We start from the raw sequence: 16,401 nt of genomic DNA on the forward strand, positions 1-16,401 counted from the left end.
GGTAAACTTGCATGATTACTTGCCCTAAGGAGCTAGCTTGAACTATTTAACTGCCACTAAGAATAAGAAATATTTAATGTATATTTCTCAAAATTATTCCTATGCTATTTTAAGGCCTTTGCAAGCAGAAATATTAGCTCAAGGAGGGGAAGTTAAATGGTTTTTAGAAGGTGATAATGTTAATCCTGACTTTTTGAAAAGTGATGAAAAAACACTAAATTCTATTCATGAAATAAATCAATGGGCGCCTGACGCAACCTTTGCACCAGCGAACTCTATCCCTACATTTTTTCCCGGAAAGAAAGTGGCTGTTTTTCACGGCTTTGATGCTGGAAAGCTAAATAAAAAAGGCCAAAACGATCACTTTAAAGTGCGGGGCTGCTTTGATTTATATTGTACACAAGGCCCAAATACAACGGCTCCATTTACGGCGTTACAAAAAAAATTGGGTTATTTTAAGGTAGTAGAAACAGGTTGGCCTCCCCTAGATCAATTTTTTAACGGTAACTCAAAGCCTAGCCACATTGATGAAACAGACTCTCGCCCAACAGTATTGATCTGCTCTACATTCTCAAAACGCTTATCTCTTGCACCTAAACTTTATGAACAAATAAAACACTTTAGTGAAAGCGGTAAATGGCGACTCTTAGTTCAGTTTCATCCTAAAATGGCACAAGAGTGGGTTGATAAATACAAAGCGTTAAGTAATGACAATCTAACCTTTGTTGAAACAGACAATGTTATTCCTTTATTACAATCTGCTGATGTAATGCTGTGCGACACTTCATCCATATTACTGATGTTTTTGGTACAACGAAAACCAGTTGTAACGTTTTGCAATAAAGCACCTGAAAAACACTTACTTGATATTACGGATAAAAATAACGTTGAAGCCGCAATAGACTACGCACTAACTTACCCAAAAGAACTTGTAGATAATATTGAAGCTTTTTGCCAAGAGTTACACCCATACACAGATGGTAAATCAAGCCAACGAGTACTTTGCGCAACCAATGAACTGTTGCATAGTGATGAAAAGCTCAAAGCAAAACCGCTTAATTTTATTAGACAATTTAAAATGCGCAAAAGACTTAACTATTGGAGTTGGTAAGCCGTTATGATCAACCTTGAGAATGTCTCTTTCAAATGGCAAAAAAGCGCAGTCACCCCGACTCTCGCTATTAAGCAGCTTACGATTAATGCTGGGGAACATGTTTTTTTACATGGTCCAAGCGGCAGTGGTAAATCTACCTTACTAGCGCTACTGGCAGGCATTAATGTAACCACTAGCGGCCAACTTTGTGTTTTAAACCAAAACCTAAGTGCGCTCACCAACGCACAGCGCGATGCATTTAGAGCGGATCATATTGGCTATATTTTCCAAAACTTTAATTTACTACCTTATTTAACCCCATTAGAAAACGTGTGTTTAGGGTGCCAATTTTCGAAAAAGCGTCAGCAACACATGCTCAGCCAAGCCGATAATTTAGAGAGTGAAGCAGCCAGATTACTCAATGCACTGGGGTTAGAGGCGCACTTTCATAATCAAAATGTTGCCACTTTAAGTATTGGGCAACAACAGCGTGTTGCTGCAGCACGCGCATTTATAGGCAGCCCTGAACTTATTATTGCCGATGAGCCCACTTCAGCACTTGATACCCAAAATCGTGAAAGCTTTATTAAGCTGCTATTTGAACAAGCAAAAAAAAGTAACAGCACGCTTGTTTTTGTCAGTCACGATGAAACATTAAAGCCACTCTTTAGCCGCACAATCGACTTAGTAAGTTTACAAGGTGATGTATGATTTTATTTAAACTTGCCTATAAAAGTTTGCTCAATAGACGTGCCAGCGTATTACTGACATTGCTCACTATTGCGATTAGCGTCATGTTATTACTCAGTATTGAGCGAGTTCGCGTAGATTCTAAAAGTAGTTTTAGTAATACCATTTCGGGTACCGATTTAATTGTTGGCGCACGCACTGGCGATATTCAATTACTCCTCTCCTCGGTGTTTAGAATTGGCCATACCAACAATGGGGTGAGTTGGCAAAGCTATCAATACATAACAAAACAGCGCGGGGTTAAGTGGAGCATTCCTATCAGCCTTGGAGATAGCCATAAAGGTCAAGCTGTCTTAGGCACCACACTCGATTATTTTAAGCACTACCGATTTGCTAAAAAACAGCCCTTAGCATTTGAACAAGGACAGGCTTTTTCTAGCATCAATGAAGTTGTTATAGGTAGTGAGGTTGCAAGTAAACTGGCCTATAAAATTGGTGATGAAATTGTGATTTCTCATGGCATGGGCAATACTAGCTTTCATCATCATGATGATAACCCTTTTAAAGTGGTTGGTATCTTAAAGCCTACCGGTACCCCGGTGGATAAAACCTTGCATGTGCCACTGGCGGCAATTGAGCTGATCCATGGTGGCGGCCATCATGATCATGACGATCATCATGATCACTCGAGCCATGCATTAATTGGGCACCCAAAACAAATTACCGCCTTTTTAATGGGCTTCGACTCACCGCTTTATACGCTACAAATTAGGCGCAACATTAACCAATATAAACAAGAGCCTCTATTAGCGATTATGCCCACAGTCACTTTAAAAGAGCTTTGGGAAATGCTGGCAATAATAGAAAAAATACTGCTGTTATTTTCATTTGTGGTGGTCATTATTAGCTTGCTCGGTATGTTAACCACATTACTTGCTAACCTTAATCAACGCCGCAGAGAACTGGCAATACTGCGTTCTGTGGGTGCCCGCCCTTGGCAATTATTTTCGCTGATCAGTATGGAATCACTGCTTACCACCTTTTTAGGCTGCTTGGTAGGCTGTATTTTATTTTATGCGCTTATGGGTACGACCGCGGGTTACTTACAAAGCCAAGCTGGAGTGAGTATTAATATCAGCATGCTCTCTGACTATGAACTCACTTTGATTGGCGTTATTATGGCTGCGGGATTTATTATTGGCTTGATCCCCGCTACACGCGCTTACTTTTATTCTCTCAGTGATGGTATGAGTATAAAAATATAAACTTTAGGATGAACATGACGTTGTTTAAAGTAACTACACACTCTTTAATGCTATTAAGCGCAGTGCTAATTAGCTTTGCTAGCATTGCAAATCCACCCAAGGAAATTTTTTGGGAAGACCTCATACCCGAGGGCCATGTACAAATAGATACTCAAGCACAAGCTAATCACGAAGGCAGTGAACAAAACTGGGTGCAACCTGATTTAGACGCGCCAGTTGTTAAAGCACTTGATGGGCAGTCTGTTAGCTTACCTGGTTTTGTTGTACCTCTTGAAGGCGATAGCGAACTTATCACCGAGTTTTTATTAGTCCCTTACTTTGGTGCCTGTATTCATGTGCCACCCCCGCCGCCAAATCAGCTGGTTCATGTGACCATTAAAGGCGGTGTCCCTATCGATAGCTTATACGATGCGATTGTTGTAACGGGTATTATTAAAACGCAAACTTGGTCTGGCGAAATCGCCCAAGTAGGTTACACAATGCAAGCTGTCGGTGTTGCTCCTTTTGAGCTTTAATTCTTAAAATACAAAGCCCACTCTATAGTGGGTTTTTATTTTGTTCTATCAACCACCCGCTCTTATATCTCGCTCAAGTTCAGACTGAGTTTTCACTGGATGACAAGTCGACTTCACCGTACTCTTATTGCTTTCATCTTCGTCAGAGCTAAAAATTGTGTAGCTATAGTCTGTTTCAACTTCACCACCTAAGCACTCATGCTCCGCAAATACTTCATTTCCATAACCGTCTGGCATTTCTTTTGACGCACACCCACTAAGGATCAGAAATGTTATTAAAATTGATATTACTTTCATATTAATCACCGTAAAAGGATATGTTATAAATTATAGTTCATACTCAAAATGCCATGAAGGAAACTTGTTGAGTAATGGTAAAAGTGCTTTTTCTTTTCTTAAATCACGACGCTCTCTCTCTAACTGTTCTCTTTCTCGGCGTAACTCTTTACTTTGGCTACTTGACGGTTTATCACTCGCTAATTCATTACTAATAGATTGCAACCGCCAATTAATATTATTAAGTCGATCATCTATCTCAGCTTTCCTTGCTTCAAACTGATAACGCTCATTACCCTCTTGCCATGCTTTTCTAAACTGTGTGTCATTACAAACCCCGTTATACGCATCCCCTCGTAAGCCCAGGGTAAAGCCATTTTCAGGCTCACAAAAGGCTGCGAGCCCCTGCTTGTAACCAACCTTATAATCATCTAATTTTGCAGTGATACCAAACTCACTACAAGCGGATATAATTTCTCTGCCATGTTCAAATGTATACCCTTGCTCGCCATGACTAAAGCCTAGGTTTGTCCAATTGGCCTGTATACATTCATCCTGAGACAAAGAAGAGCATCCTGATAGAGATAGTACAAATAAAATGAATATACATCGGCTAAACATGCTATTTCCTAAAGTGTTATAGACTATTCAAGTACCTATTTTAAGAGATATTCGTTTAAAGTGAATAATAAAAATGTAACAAGCTATTCTAATTCCGTTGAAGTTTAAAATTTACGACAACAACTTAACTCCTTCACCTCTAAAAATCACATGAGGCATACTTATGGTATTAAAAAGCTGCCTCATAGATGTTTCCTTTATCTAGCCGTCTGAGCCGGATTAGTGGGCACATTATTTTGCTTCATTATCCAACGGGCTATGTTATCTTTTCGCATGAACTTAACACCAGTATGCTGTTTTGCATACTGGATAAAATCATCAAGCGCTTTTACTCGTGCAGGCGTTCCTGCAATACGGTCATGAGCACTAATCGACATCATTCGTCTTCTGTGTTTTCCTTCAGCGTATAACACGTCAAACTCATCTTTTAACTCTTGTAAGTAGGCTTGGGCCGTCATTGCAGTGCTTCCTGAATAGCGCACAATGTCGTTATTACGAAAAGTATAAGGTACAACCACAAAAGGCTTATTATTTACTGGTGTAAAAGAAGGCTCATCACGCGATAGATCATCAATATGATAAATAAACCCCAGCTCTTGCAAAAGCGTAAGTGTATTTTTTGAATGTCTCATCCAAAATGCATTAAAGCCACCCGGCCGCATGCCTGTCACTTTTTCGATAATATCTGCACTTTTAATATATGAAGCGCGCTCTTGTTCAACACTCATAGAATATTGTGGTGTCCATGTTTGGCCGTGACCCGATGCTTCATGCCCTCGTGAAACCACTTCTTTAGCAAGTGCTGGATTTAATTCCACAGCCCTACCCACCATATGAGAAGTAACTTTAATATTATGTTTATCCCATAGATCAAGTAATCTTGGGATCCCTTCATTCATCCCATACTGATACCAAGTAGGCGAAATAGTATCGTGATAACCCTGCTCTATTTGAGGAAACGGCCCTGCATCAGAGCTATCTTGTGCTGTTGCTTCAAATTGCATTGAAATAGAAATCACTAATTGTGCATCATCAGGCCAATAACCTGATTTCTCAGGTAGTGGGGCTGCATTTAATAGCTTACTGCTGCACAGTGCCATTAAAAGAATGAGTAAAGGTAAAACCTTCATTTTTATCTCCTAAGCTAATTAACGCGGCCCTGCCGTTACTGTGATCTCGGCTGTTTGCAAAGAATGTTGGTGTAAGAAAAACCCTGTAAGTGCACTTGTTGCCCCTTGTGGAACAGCTAATTTTTCTACATCCAATGCATACACTTTATAGGTGTAGCTATGCTTGCGTCCTTCTGGTGGACATGGCCCAAGGTATCCGGGCTTCCCCATATCCGTATTACCTTCAATGGCTCCTTTGGGCAAAGTCGTTGAAGATAGTGAGTTACTAGTAAGAGGAATATCATGTACTACCCAGTGCCAAAAACCACTGCCAGTTGGTGCGTCATTGTCATACACTGTCACGGCAAAGCTTTTGGCTTTCTTAGGCGCATTTTGCCATTTAAGTTGTGGCCTAACATTACTCCCCTGACAACCAAAGCTATTCCAGTATTGCTCACTCTTTATTGCCTGCCCTGGCTGTAAATCAGGGCTCGATAAACTAAATTCAGCCGCAAAACTGGCACTACTAAACAGCCCGCTGATCAGTAAAGTAACGACTGAGTTTGAAAAATTAACCATTTTTAGCCCTTATATTTTCAGTTAAAAAGTTACTTTTGATATGCTGGGTAATCGGTATAACCTTTGGCTGTACCGCCAAACAATGTACTCCCATCGGTAATCGTGTTTAGTGGCAGTTGCTCTTGAATACGATACGGTAAGTCTGGGTTGGCAATAAAACGACGACCGAATGCAATGTAATCGGCAAGACCTTGTTCAATAAGCTGCGCACCTGAATGCTCGGTATAATTACCGGCAACAATAATCGCGCCACTAAAATACTGACGAAGTGCGACTCTAAACTCTGGTGTTACGGTAGGTGCATCGTCCCAGTCCGCTTCGGCAAGATGAATATACGCAATACCAATTTGCTCAAATTGCTTTGCTGCCAATAAAATAGTGTCAATTGCTTCACTATCACCCATACCACGCTGAGTGATAAAAGGCGCTAATCTAATACCCACTTTATGAGCTCCAATGGCATTACTAATTGCGCCAATAATTTCACAGGCAAAACGAATACGGTTTTCTTGGCTACCGCCATATTCATCTGTGCGTTTATTCGCTGAACGTCTTAAAAACTGATCAATTAAATACCCGTTACCTCCATGTATTTCAACGCCATCGAAACCAGCCTCAATCGCGTTAATTGCCGCTTGCTTATAATCATTTACTATTTCTTTAATTTCTTTAACACTTAGTGCTCGTGGGGCTGGGCAGTCAAGCATCCGTCCTTCTCCATCATCGCCCACCACCCAAACTTGTGCATCTGAAGCAAGTGCAGATGGGGCAACTGGCGTTCCATCATGGTGAAATGAAGAGTGCGACATTCGACCAACGTGCCAAAGTTGTAAAAATATTTTACCACCTTCTTTATGCACAGCTTGTGTTACTTGCTTCCAACCTTCGATTTGTTCTTGCGTGTAAATACCTGGCGTAAATGAGTAACCTTTGCCCTGAGCAGAAATTTGTGTTGCTTCAGAAATAATCAGCCCTGCAGTAGCACGCTGCGCATAATAAGTGGCCATCAGTTCAGTGGGAATATCACCCGGTTGCGCAGTTCGCGAACGGGTCATAGGTGCCATCACAATTCTATTTTGAGTGACCATGCCACCGAGGGTTTTAACTTCAAATAAGGATTCTATAGACATAACTAACTCTCTTATAAATAATGTTTATCTGGATTTAAATTAAATTTCATCACTACTAAATAGCATTTCGACCTTTATCTCTTCTGGTCCCGGTATAAATACTTGCTGCTCTAATAGCTCTGGCACGGTTCGCTCAAAGTAGCTTATACCTGTTTGCGCTAAGCGACTTTTCAATCCTTGATAACCTATGCTACGAATGGCAATGTGATCTACCACTCCTCGGCCTTGGGTTTTGCTGTTTAATGCTGATAAGTAACCCTGTTGCGCTTTATTACCCGTGGCATTAACCAAATGAATCAAAGCAACATTATCACTGCCGTATAACCATGCCCCCTCGAAAGGGAAAGGCGGACGATACCCTTCAACTAGCCCAACTGAATTTATAAAGAACTGTCGCATCGCCTGGTAATCACAACTAGAAATTAATACATGATCTAAACGCATAAACTTTCTCTGTTGATAATGAGTACAACCAGTTTAACTATTTACTTAAATTTGATAATTGAGTTAATATCAAAAACACTATTCATTAATACTGAATTATAAAGAGTGAGGAACGATGGCTAAGATTGATGATATGCAGCTTTTTGTTCATGTGGTGCGCTCTGGCGGGCTTGCTGCAGCTGGGCGAAAAATTGGTTTATCGCCTGCGAGTATGACGGTACGTATCAACCAGCTTGAAAATCACTATCAAACCCGACTCTTAATACGTAATACTCGAAGTATTAAATTAACCGAGGCTGGAGAGCACTTTTTTCAAGGCTGTTTAAGAGTGATTGCTGAAATTGATGCCGCAGAGCAAAGTATTCAGCTTAGTAAAAACACTCTTTCGGGTAGTCTCAAAGTAACCGCACCCTCTGACTTTGGTAAACAGTTTGTTGCCCCTGCAATAGCTAAATTTGTAGCACTGAATCCACAAGTAAAACCACACCTACATTTAACCGATGGCTTAGTTAATCTAGTTGAAGAAGGCATTGATATTGCTATTCGCTTTGGAAACTTACCCGATAGTAATTTGATTAGCCGAATGATCAAAGCCAATAAACGTGTGTTATGTGCTTCAGCTGAATATTTAAAAATACATGGCCAACCTTTACAACCAAGCGATTTATTAAATCATCGCTGCTTAGTAATGGAGAGACTTGGTCAATCGATGCATGATTGGCATTTTAAAGACGAGGTAATTCGCGTACCTGTAGCTATGAGTAGCAGTGATGGTGCAGTTATCAGACAGTGGGCAATTAACGGTGCAGGTATTGCTCTAAAATCAATGGTAGATATTAGTGATGATCTGACTAAGGGTAATTTAGTGACGCTACTTGATGACTATATTCTCGGTTTTAGTAATAAAGATAAACAGCAAGTTGGCTTACAGTTTCTTTACCCATCAAGGCAATTTCAGCCACGACAAGTTGCCGCATTTATGGATTTTTTTCAGCAGCAAATTTAACAATAAACAGCCAACAAAATAAAACCTTGAGAGTTTGCACTTCCAAGGTTTTATTTATAACGTTTGGCAGTTATAAAAATTAAGCCGTGCCACCTACTGTTAGGTTATCTATTTTCAGGCTTGGTTGGCCAACGCCTACTGGTACACTTTGACCGTCTTTACCACAAACACCTACACCTTTATCAAGCGCTAAATCATTACCTACCATAGAAATTTGTTGCATAACCTCAGGGCCATTACCAATTAAGGTAGCACCTTTAATTGGCTGGGTGATTTTACCATTTTCAATTAAATACGCTTCTGAGGCACTAAATACAAACTTACCCGAGGTGATATCCACTTGGCCGCCACCAAAATTGGGAGCAAACACGCCTTTTTTAACCGTGCTAATAATATCAGCTTGGCTGTGCTCGCCGCCTAACATGTAAGTGTTGGTCATACGTGGCATTGGTAAATGCGCGTATGATTCACGACGAGCATTACCTGTTGGGTTTACCCCCATTAAACGCGCGTTCATTTTATCTTGCATATAGCCTTTTAAAATACCGTTTTCGATAAGTACGTTATAGGCTGCAGGCGTACCTTCGTCATCTACATTAAGTGAACCACGGCGATCGGCCATAGTGCCATCATCAACCACAGTACATAGCTCTGAAGCAACTTTTTGACCTACTTTACCGCTAAACGCAGACGCGCCTTTACGGTTAAAGTCTCCCTCTAGGCCATGACCTACGGCCTCGTGCAACAACACGCCTGGCCAGCCATTACCTAATACCACTTCCATAGTACCCGCTGGGGCATCAATAGCTTCTAAGTTTACTTTAGCTTGACGAACGGCTTCTTCTGCAAAACCCATCCAACGCGGCTTACCATCTACCAGCTCTTTAAAGTAACCATAATCTAGGCGCGCACCGCCACCAGCACCGCCACGTTCACGACGACCATTCTTCTCTAGCAATACAGAGCAGTTTAAACGGATCAGTGGGCGAATATCGGTAGCAAAGGTGCCATCGCTGGCTGCAATTAATACTTCTTCGTATACCGCAGACATTGAGCTAATAACTTGCTCAGCATCAGGGGCTAATTCGCGAATATAATTTTCAAGCTCACGTAACAAATTAACTTTATCGGTATCGCTCATACTAGAAATTGGTTGATGCGGTGCAAACTGCTGCTTTGCAGCCACGTCACTAAATACTTTAACCGCTTTATCTTCACCGGCATCGGCAATACTACGAGCAGCGGTGGCTGCTTTGTTTAACGCTTCAAGATTAATTGCGTCTGAATATGAAAAACCGGTTTTTTCACCGCTTACAGCCCGCACACCCACACCACGCTCAACGTTATAAGAGCCTTCTTTTACTAAGCCGTCTTCTAATACCCAAGACTCATGATGGCTCGATTGAAAATAAAGATCGGCATAATCAACTTTGTGCTGGTGAATATAAGCTAATGTTTTTTCGAGTTCTTCTCGATTTAGCTGGCTGTCGTGTAATAAATGCTGTTCAACCGAATTCATAATAATGGCTCTCTAAATCGTTGGTGAGATTGCAGCGGCATATCTCGTCTAATTTTGTGTAACTGGTTTAAATCTACGGTGCAACTAATAAAACCAAGCCCTGTTGATTTTTCACTTAATGCTTCACCCCAAGGCGATAACATGAGGCTGTGACCATAAGTTTGCCTACCGTTTTCATGCGTTCCATATTGCGCTGCAGCAATAACATAACATTGCGTTTCTATAGCTCGCGCTGCAAGTAGCGGCTGCCAATGCGCTTTACCTGTTGGAACAGTAAACGCACTGGGTACTAATATAATTTCGGCGCCTTTGCGAACTAAGGCATTAAATAAACCAGCAAAACGCAAATCATAACACACTGTTAAACCAATTTTACCAAAGGGCGAATCAACAACCACAACCTCATCGCCGGCTTGAGTAAAATCGGATTCTCGGTAGCTGCCGGTCTGGTCATCTACCTCAACATCAAACAAGTGTATTTTGTTATAGCTTGCAACAATATTGCCTTGATTATTAAATAAATGAGAGGCGGCGTAATACTTATGCTGGTTATATGGCTCTGGTAACGTGCCAGCGTTTAACCAAATGTTGTGTTTACGGCACAATTCACTGATTTGCTGTTTATATTGTTCAATACGTTGAGACACTAACAACGTATCACCAGCGTGTTTACTAAAGACTAAAAACGCTTCAGGTAAACATACTAACAAAGGTCGCGTGTTTGGCAGAGCAGCTAATGCTTGCTTTAAAAGTGCAATGTTATCATCAGGGTTTAAGCCAGAGCACATTTGCAATGCGATAATCGCAGGAGATGAGTTTATGTGTTGTTTATTCATTGTGTGGCGCTAACCTCGGCATCTTTAAGTTTTAACTCTGAGGATGCTTGTGGCTGGTTTTGTGCTGCTTGCGGTAAAGTCACCTCTCGACTCTTACGATCTAACTCTTGTACCTGAGGATCGTTCATTTTGCCTGTTACTTTAAAGTTGATCTCTGAGATCACTCGGGCAGAATGAATCACTTTATCAATTGCTAAAGCTGCAAGCCCCGTTACTGGATTAACCATCCAAGCCACAATCACCGGAATGCTCGAGGTTACTTGTGGCGCCACCGCTAAGTCGTAGTCAATTTCGAGAGTATTTAAATTTGCATACCCTTTTATAGAGAGATCGGCAGGTACCCCATCCATTTTAGTATCTTGGGTATAGGCAATGCCTTTATCTATCTGCATGGTGCCTTGCATGCTGTTATAAAAAAAACCTTTAGAAAATACATCTCTAAAATCAAGCTTTAGCTTACGCACTAATGAATCAAGGCTCAGTAATGAGAATACGCGTGCACCTCCATCACTGATTTCAGTTAAATGGCCTTCGCCTAAATCCCAGCTAATTTCGCCATCTAAACTGGCAATGTCTAAATCATAAGGTGCCGCTTGCCAATTTAGCTGATAATTTAGATTGGCGTTTGAGTCTTTAATAGTGGTGGTAATATCAAACTCATTAAATAAGGCGCCAATATCATCACTTTTAAGTTCACCGCTCATCGCCGTTAGGCCATTCTGCCATTGCCCTTTAGTCCGTAATATATGGTCGCCCTTATCAACCACTAGCTCAGAAATAAGCAGCTTTTTACCATCGCCTAACAATGAGGCGCTTACTTTATCAAGTTGATAATGACTCACTTTACAATCGGCACATTCAAATTCAATAGCCGGTAATTTTGTAAGCCATGCAAGTTGTTCTGGGGTTGATTTTTCGCTCGGTTGCTCTGATTGTTTATCTAAAAAATTAAGCCTTAAATAATCGCTATTAATTCGAATCGGCTGACTTGATTGCCCGCTAGGTATAAATACTTCGGCTCTTAACTCTTTGGCATTGAGCTTTAATTGCAAATTATTATTTAGGGGCGATAAACGCATATCAAAATCATTAAACTGCATGCCACTCACGTTAAAAGAGTTAATATTCGCAACCACTTCATGTAAAGGCGGCATCACGCCCGGCGAGGCACTGTCAGACTGCGCTTTAGCTACATTAATAATTTGATCAATTAAATCAATCCAAGGTAATAACTCACTCTGCGCTAAATTAATACTCACCGCTAAATTTTGTGAGTTAAGCCCTAAATCTTTTTCACCGATGATAAAATGAGCGTTGGTAAACTGCGATTGAGTATTGTCTAGAATGGCATTGAAATAAAATAACTCATTAATATTTGCAGTGATCAGATTAGAGATATCATCACCTTGAATAACCGCACTCAGAGGCCAAATTTGCTCACTGCTTTTTGTATATACTCCTGGCAAGGAACTATTTAAGCCAATAAGTGGCGATTCAACTTCGGCACGATAGTTAAACCCTTGCTCGGTAAAATTAAGCTCTAAAGCAATATCAACGTCACTTTGCCCGCTTAAGTAACCATCTAAAATACCTTGACCATGGTTTATGAGTGTTTGCGCATCAAGCTGAGCATTTATATTTATATTAGCGCGATAATCCTCTGCGTTTGCGTCACTAGTGTAGTTAATCGTTAATGGCATACCAAGCCATGTAGCCGTAGCATCGGTGAGGTTTATTTGTTGATTATTAAAGCTAAGTTCACCCTTTAAATGCTCAAGCGAAATACCGGGAGCAGAAATATAAAGAGGTGAGTCGAGTAAATTAACCTTACCAGTTACACTCGCTCCGCCCTCAAATTGTGAACCGATTAGCAATTCAATGTTTGCGCTGGCAAGCCCCTGTCCTTGCACAACATTAAAAATATCAGCTAATGGATTTACTAAAGGCGTGGCGACAAAAAAATCGTGCATTTTTTCAAGCTCAGCTTGCTTATCAATACTAACCACCAATGGCGCATCGCCCATTAAGTCATCAATACTCACATGTACACTACTGCCAACGTCAAGGTTTACCAGTTGGCCTTGCTGGCTATAAATATCCATTCGCTCATTTGCAAAATGCAGCTTTACACTGGCATTTGTGACTGCTGGCCAAGCCGGATCGAATTGATAGGTAGCATTATCTATTTGCGCTAAAACATCAAACTGCCCAGAACCATCGTCAAATGGAAAGCCTGATAATGGACCAGAAAATAACACCTGGGCATTTGTTACTTCACCTGATTTTATTGCGCCATTTAAATAACTAACTAACTCAGGGCTCATTAACGTTAAAGGAAAATAATGACCGGCAATACTGGCATCGGGGGCAAATGCTTCGGCATATAAATCTAAGCGAGGCGTCTTACCTAAACTTAATTTCATCTGTGCGCTTAAGGTCACTTCATTGTTATCAAACCACAGGTTATCACTACTAATATGCCAATCGCCTGAGCGCTTAGCTAAATCTAATTCAATGTTTAGCTGGTTATAGTCAATATTATTACTAAAACTAGCACCTGTAATTAAGTGGCTGTTTTCACCAAAAATAGTGATCCGGCCATATTGCTGATTAACCAATCCATCAACCCTTAAGGATTGAGCGGCGGGTACGGCGTTTTTTTCTTGCCAGCTAATTTCATCGGCTTCAAACCACAACTGCCATTGCTTTGCATCGGCAAACTCTAGATACGCGTTTTTTATTTCACCACTGGGTTGGCGAGCTAAAAAAGGAGTTAAATCAGTAAAATTAGTTAGTTCTGCTAAATCATTTAATAGGGCTAAATCGAGTTGCTGCAGCCATATTTTATTTTGCTTGCCTAATAAAGCTTCAAATTCGAGGCTAGGCCACGTTATTTCGTTGGTACTAAACGCTAAGCCGGTACTTTTTAACCGCCAGCTATTTTGCTCAGGGTATAAATGAAATCCCCCTTCACTTAGGCTGACCTTTTGTGTTTGATCATTGAGTTGCCAATTTACCGCACTCGGTAACCACTGTACTTTTACGTCACTTACTAAGCCTTGCTCTAGCCTAAGCCATGCTTGTAAGTTTAAATCACTATGCAGTTGCTGCTTTTGAGTATTTATATACTGGGCCAACCAATTTGACACATCAACCTGATTAGCCTGCACATATAAATCGCCCACCATTTGCTCTAAGGTTTCACCTTTGAGCGCAATACGGGCATCAAAATTACCCACAGAAATTCCCGGTAACGCTAGGCTACCGCTACCAAGATGCTGTTTATCTTGGTTTTGCCATACAATGTTTTCTAATAACAGTTTACGTTCTTTGTTATCTTCTAGTACAAAGCTGATGCTGGAGTTTTCTATTGCAAAGTGACCGGTTTCGCCTAAAAACAGTCCTTCTATTAGTTCTTTTTGCTCAAATGAAACTTCATCTTGATTACCAGCAAATAAATTAGCGACATTAACCTTGGTATGAAAGCCATTGATCACAAAGTAATTTGATTTAAGCTGCAGCGACTTTAAACTTTCCCAAAGGTTTAGCTCTAAACTGGTTTTAGCTATGGTTAAAGAGATAGGGGCTGTTTGGTTGTCTTTAAATGATAATTCTTCGAGTACTAAAGCGGGACCACTGCCTTGCCAACTTGCTGATATAGCACCTATAGATAAACTAATATCAAACTTATCATCAAGGTAGCTTTCTATATCTCCTTTATAATCGTTTGCGTAGGGTAAGGTGTATTTTAAAATAGAAACAATCACGGCCAGTAGTACTAAAATTACAGCACTTATTTGCCATAATTTTCGCACACAATAAAAACAGGCCGCTTTAAATTTCATTACATCATTACCACATCAAACTGCTCTTGGCTGTATAAACTTTCGGTTTGAATATTGACCTGCTTTCCAATAAATAGTTCTAATTCGGCGAGGTTATGATACTCATCATTTAATAGCGCTTCACATACTGCAGGCGAAGCATACACTACAAACTTATCCGCATCGTAAGCGCGATTAACACGTACTATTTCACGAAGAATTTCATAGCAGACTGTCTCGACTGTTTTTTGTGAGCCACGCCCTGAACATGCTGGGCATACATCACACAATACATGCTCTAGGCTTTCGCGGGTACGTTTGCGGGTCATTTCAACTAAGCCTAATGCCGACAAACCATTGATATTAGATTTGGCACGATCTTTATCGAGTGCAGATTCTAATGAGTGCATTACACGGCGTTTATGCTCATCGCTTACCATATCAATAAAGTCGATAATAATAATACCGCCCAAATTGCGCAGCCTTAGTTGACGGGCAATAGCTGAGGTTGCTTCAACATTGGTATTAAAAATAGTTTCTTCAAGGTTACGGTGACCAACAAAAGCGCCTGTATTTACATCAACAGTGGTCATCGCTTCAGTTTGATCTATGATCAAATAACCACCCGATTTTAAAGTAACTTTACGATGCAGTGCTTTTTGAATTTCACTTTCTACATCAAATAAATCAAAAATGGGGCGCTCACCTGGGTAATACTCAAGCACTTGTGATAACAAAGGCACAAACTCTTCAGTGAACAGCTTAAGCTCTTGGTAGGTAAGCTTAGAGTCAACACGAATGCGCTCCATATCTTCACCTACGTAATCACGTAACGTTCTAAAGGCAAGTGTAAGATCTTCATGCAAGATACTGGCTTTGCTGGTTTTTCGGCGTCTAGAGACAATTTTATCCCAGAGCTTTTTTAAAAAAGCTGCATCGTGTCTCAGCTCCGCTTCACTTGCGCCTTCAGCAGCTGTTCTGACAATAAAACTACCGTTTTCATCGCCGTATTCGGCTACAATTTTTTTCAGCCTTGCACGCTCTTCTTCCGTTTCGATACGCTGACTCACCCCAACATGTGTCGCATCAGGCATAAACACTAAATACCGTGAAGGTATCGTGATATCAGTGGTTAAACGTGCCCCTTTGCTACCCAAAGGGTCTTTAACCACTTGCACCATAATGTACTGACCTTGGCGAACCAGTTCACGAATATCTTGGACTTTTTTAATCGGCTCGTCGTCAACGCCCTCAACAATAGAGGCACTATTAACGATATCTGAAGCGTGTAAAAAGGCGGCTTTCTCTAGGCCTATATCAACAAAAGCGGCTTGCATACCTGGTAACACGCGGCTTATTTTACCTAAGTAAATATTACCCACGATACCTAAGTTACCAATACGTTCTAGCTGAATTTCTTGTAATACACCGTTTTCGATTAGGGCAACGCGACTTTCACTTGGCGTGACATTGATCAGTAGTTCTGTACTCATG

At 40.8% G+C, this 16,401-nt stretch carries 15 protein-coding genes; 5 read left to right on the forward strand and 10 right to left on the reverse strand.

Annotated elements, in window-relative coordinates:
- Positions 1-76: 76 nt before the first annotated feature.
- The 4 genes from BM380_RS13745 to BM380_RS13760 are packed head-to-tail and all read left to right on the forward strand — an operon-like array spanning position 77 to position 3,563.
- Positions 77-1,111, forward strand: coding sequence for a CDP-glycerol--glycerophosphate glycerophosphotransferase (locus BM380_RS13745; RefSeq protein ID WP_013463934.1), 1,035 nt, complete (start codon positions 77-79; stop codon positions 1,109-1,111).
- A gap of 6 nt (positions 1,112-1,117) precedes the next feature.
- Entirely contained in the window at positions 1,118-1,804 is a 687-nt protein-coding gene (locus BM380_RS13750) for an ABC transporter ATP-binding protein (protein ID WP_028834508.1), read from the forward strand.
- Positions 1,801-3,048, forward strand: a complete 1,248-nt coding sequence (locus tag BM380_RS13755) for an ABC transporter permease (RefSeq protein WP_090494841.1) — start codon at positions 1,801-1,803, stop codon at positions 3,046-3,048. The genes BM380_RS13750 and BM380_RS13755 overlap by 4 nt, the downstream gene beginning before the upstream one ends.
- Positions 3,049-3,062: 14 nt before the next feature.
- The gene (locus BM380_RS13760; protein ID WP_028834506.1) at positions 3,063-3,563 is read left to right on the forward strand and encodes a DUF3299 domain-containing protein; all 501 of its coding nucleotides are present in this window, start codon (positions 3,063-3,065) and stop codon (positions 3,561-3,563) included.
- 48 nt (positions 3,564-3,611) lie between these two features.
- On the opposite strand, the gene BM380_RS13765 is transcribed toward BM380_RS13760, so the two are convergent.
- From BM380_RS13765 to BM380_RS13790, 6 genes are all read right to left on the reverse strand, one after another.
- Positions 3,612-3,860, reverse strand: coding sequence for a hypothetical protein (locus BM380_RS13765; protein ID WP_254772073.1), 249 nt, complete (start codon positions 3,858-3,860; stop codon positions 3,612-3,614).
- A 30-nt stretch (positions 3,861-3,890) separates the two neighbouring features.
- Positions 3,891-4,403, reverse strand: coding sequence for a DUF2799 domain-containing protein (locus BM380_RS13770; protein WP_054202523.1), 513 nt, complete (start codon positions 4,401-4,403; stop codon positions 3,891-3,893).
- A 254-nt stretch (positions 4,404-4,657) separates the two neighbouring features.
- Positions 4,658-5,560 carry a polysaccharide deacetylase family protein gene (locus BM380_RS13775; protein WP_368086656.1) on the reverse strand — a complete coding sequence of 301 codons (903 nt, stop codon included), beginning with the start codon at positions 5,558-5,560 and terminating at the stop codon, positions 4,658-4,660.
- A gap of 48 nt (positions 5,561-5,608) precedes the next feature.
- Entirely contained in the window at positions 5,609-6,148 is a 540-nt protein-coding gene (locus BM380_RS13780) for a YbhB/YbcL family Raf kinase inhibitor-like protein (protein WP_010390480.1), read from the reverse strand.
- Positions 6,149-6,177: 29 nt separating this feature from the next.
- The gene (locus BM380_RS13785; protein ID WP_090494844.1) at positions 6,178-7,278 is read right to left on the reverse strand and encodes an alkene reductase; all 1,101 of its coding nucleotides are present in this window, start codon (positions 7,276-7,278) and stop codon (positions 6,178-6,180) included.
- A 39-nt stretch (positions 7,279-7,317) separates the two neighbouring features.
- Positions 7,318-7,722, reverse strand: coding sequence for a VOC family protein (locus BM380_RS13790; protein ID WP_010390477.1), 405 nt, complete (start codon positions 7,720-7,722; stop codon positions 7,318-7,320).
- Positions 7,723-7,837: 115 nt separating this feature from the next.
- On the opposite strand from BM380_RS13790, the gene BM380_RS13795 reads away from it, so the two are divergent.
- Positions 7,838-8,728, forward strand: coding sequence for a LysR family transcriptional regulator (locus BM380_RS13795; protein WP_090494845.1), 891 nt, complete (start codon positions 7,838-7,840; stop codon positions 8,726-8,728).
- A gap of 79 nt (positions 8,729-8,807) precedes the next feature.
- Here the strand turns inward: BM380_RS13795 and tldD are convergent, their stop codons facing one another.
- Genes tldD through rng form a run of 4 tightly spaced genes read right to left on the reverse strand, consistent with a single transcriptional unit; the run spans position 8,808 to position 16,400 of the window.
- The gene (gene tldD, locus BM380_RS13800; RefSeq protein ID WP_013463928.1) at positions 8,808-10,247 is read right to left on the reverse strand and encodes a metalloprotease TldD; all 1,440 of its coding nucleotides are present in this window, start codon (positions 10,245-10,247) and stop codon (positions 8,808-8,810) included.
- Entirely contained in the window at positions 10,244-11,083 is an 840-nt protein-coding gene (locus BM380_RS13805) for a carbon-nitrogen hydrolase family protein (protein ID WP_090494847.1), read from the reverse strand. Before BM380_RS13805 ends, tldD begins: the two co-directional genes overlap by 4 nt.
- Positions 11,080-14,928: a YhdP family protein gene (locus tag BM380_RS13810; protein ID WP_090494848.1), complete on the reverse strand. Its 3,849-nt coding sequence runs from the start codon at positions 14,926-14,928 to the stop codon at positions 11,080-11,082. The genes BM380_RS13805 and BM380_RS13810 overlap by 4 nt, the downstream gene beginning before the upstream one ends.
- Complete coding sequence (gene rng / locus BM380_RS13815; protein WP_013463925.1) at positions 14,928-16,400, reverse strand: ribonuclease G; 1,473 nt, start codon at positions 16,398-16,400, stop codon at positions 14,928-14,930. Before rng ends, BM380_RS13810 begins: the two co-directional genes overlap by 1 nt.
- Position 16,401: the final 1 nt, after the last annotated feature.

It is taken from the genome of Pseudoalteromonas sp. DSM 26666 (assembly GCF_900116475.1).
Classification (GTDB): domain Bacteria; phylum Pseudomonadota; class Gammaproteobacteria; order Enterobacterales; family Alteromonadaceae; genus Pseudoalteromonas; species Pseudoalteromonas tetraodonis.

Bases quoted from the DNA above. Each gene is read 5' to 3' on its own strand.
- BM380_RS13765 (WP_254772073.1), bottom strand. From the start codon at position 3,860: ATGAAAGTAATATCAATTTTAATAACATTTCTGATCCTTAGTGGGTGT.
- BM380_RS13760 (WP_028834506.1), top strand. From the start codon at position 3,063: ATGACGTTGTTTAAAGTAACTACACACTCTTTAATGCTATTAAGCGCA.
- BM380_RS13780 (WP_010390480.1), bottom strand. From the start codon at position 6,148: ATGGTTAATTTTTCAAACTCAGTCGTTACTTTACTGATCAGCGGGCTG.
- tldD (WP_013463928.1), bottom strand. From the start codon at position 10,247: ATGAATTCGGTTGAACAGCATTTATTACACGACAGCCAGCTAAATCGA.
- BM380_RS13755 (WP_090494841.1), top strand. From the start codon at position 1,801: ATGATTTTATTTAAACTTGCCTATAAAAGTTTGCTCAATAGACGTGCC.
- BM380_RS13775 (WP_368086656.1), bottom strand. From the start codon at position 5,560: ATGGCACTGTGCAGCAGTAAGCTATTAAATGCAGCCCCACTACCTGAG.
- BM380_RS13795 (WP_090494845.1), top strand. From the start codon at position 7,838: ATGGCTAAGATTGATGATATGCAGCTTTTTGTTCATGTGGTGCGCTCT.
- BM380_RS13785 (WP_090494844.1), bottom strand. From the start codon at position 7,278: ATGTCTATAGAATCCTTATTTGAAGTTAAAACCCTCGGTGGCATGGTC.
- BM380_RS13790 (WP_010390477.1), bottom strand. From the start codon at position 7,722: ATGCGTTTAGATCATGTATTAATTTCTAGTTGTGATTACCAGGCGATG.
- rng (WP_013463925.1), bottom strand. From the start codon at position 16,400: ATGAGTACAGAACTACTGATCAATGTCACGCCAAGTGAAAGTCGCGTT.
- BM380_RS13745 (WP_013463934.1), top strand. From the start codon at position 77: ATGTATATTTCTCAAAATTATTCCTATGCTATTTTAAGGCCTTTGCAA.
- BM380_RS13810 (WP_090494848.1), bottom strand. From the start codon at position 14,928: ATGAAATTTAAAGCGGCCTGTTTTTATTGTGTGCGAAAATTATGGCAA.
- BM380_RS13750 (WP_028834508.1), top strand. From the start codon at position 1,118: ATGATCAACCTTGAGAATGTCTCTTTCAAATGGCAAAAAAGCGCAGTC.
- BM380_RS13805 (WP_090494847.1), bottom strand. From the start codon at position 11,083: ATGAATAAACAACACATAAACTCATCTCCTGCGATTATCGCATTGCAA.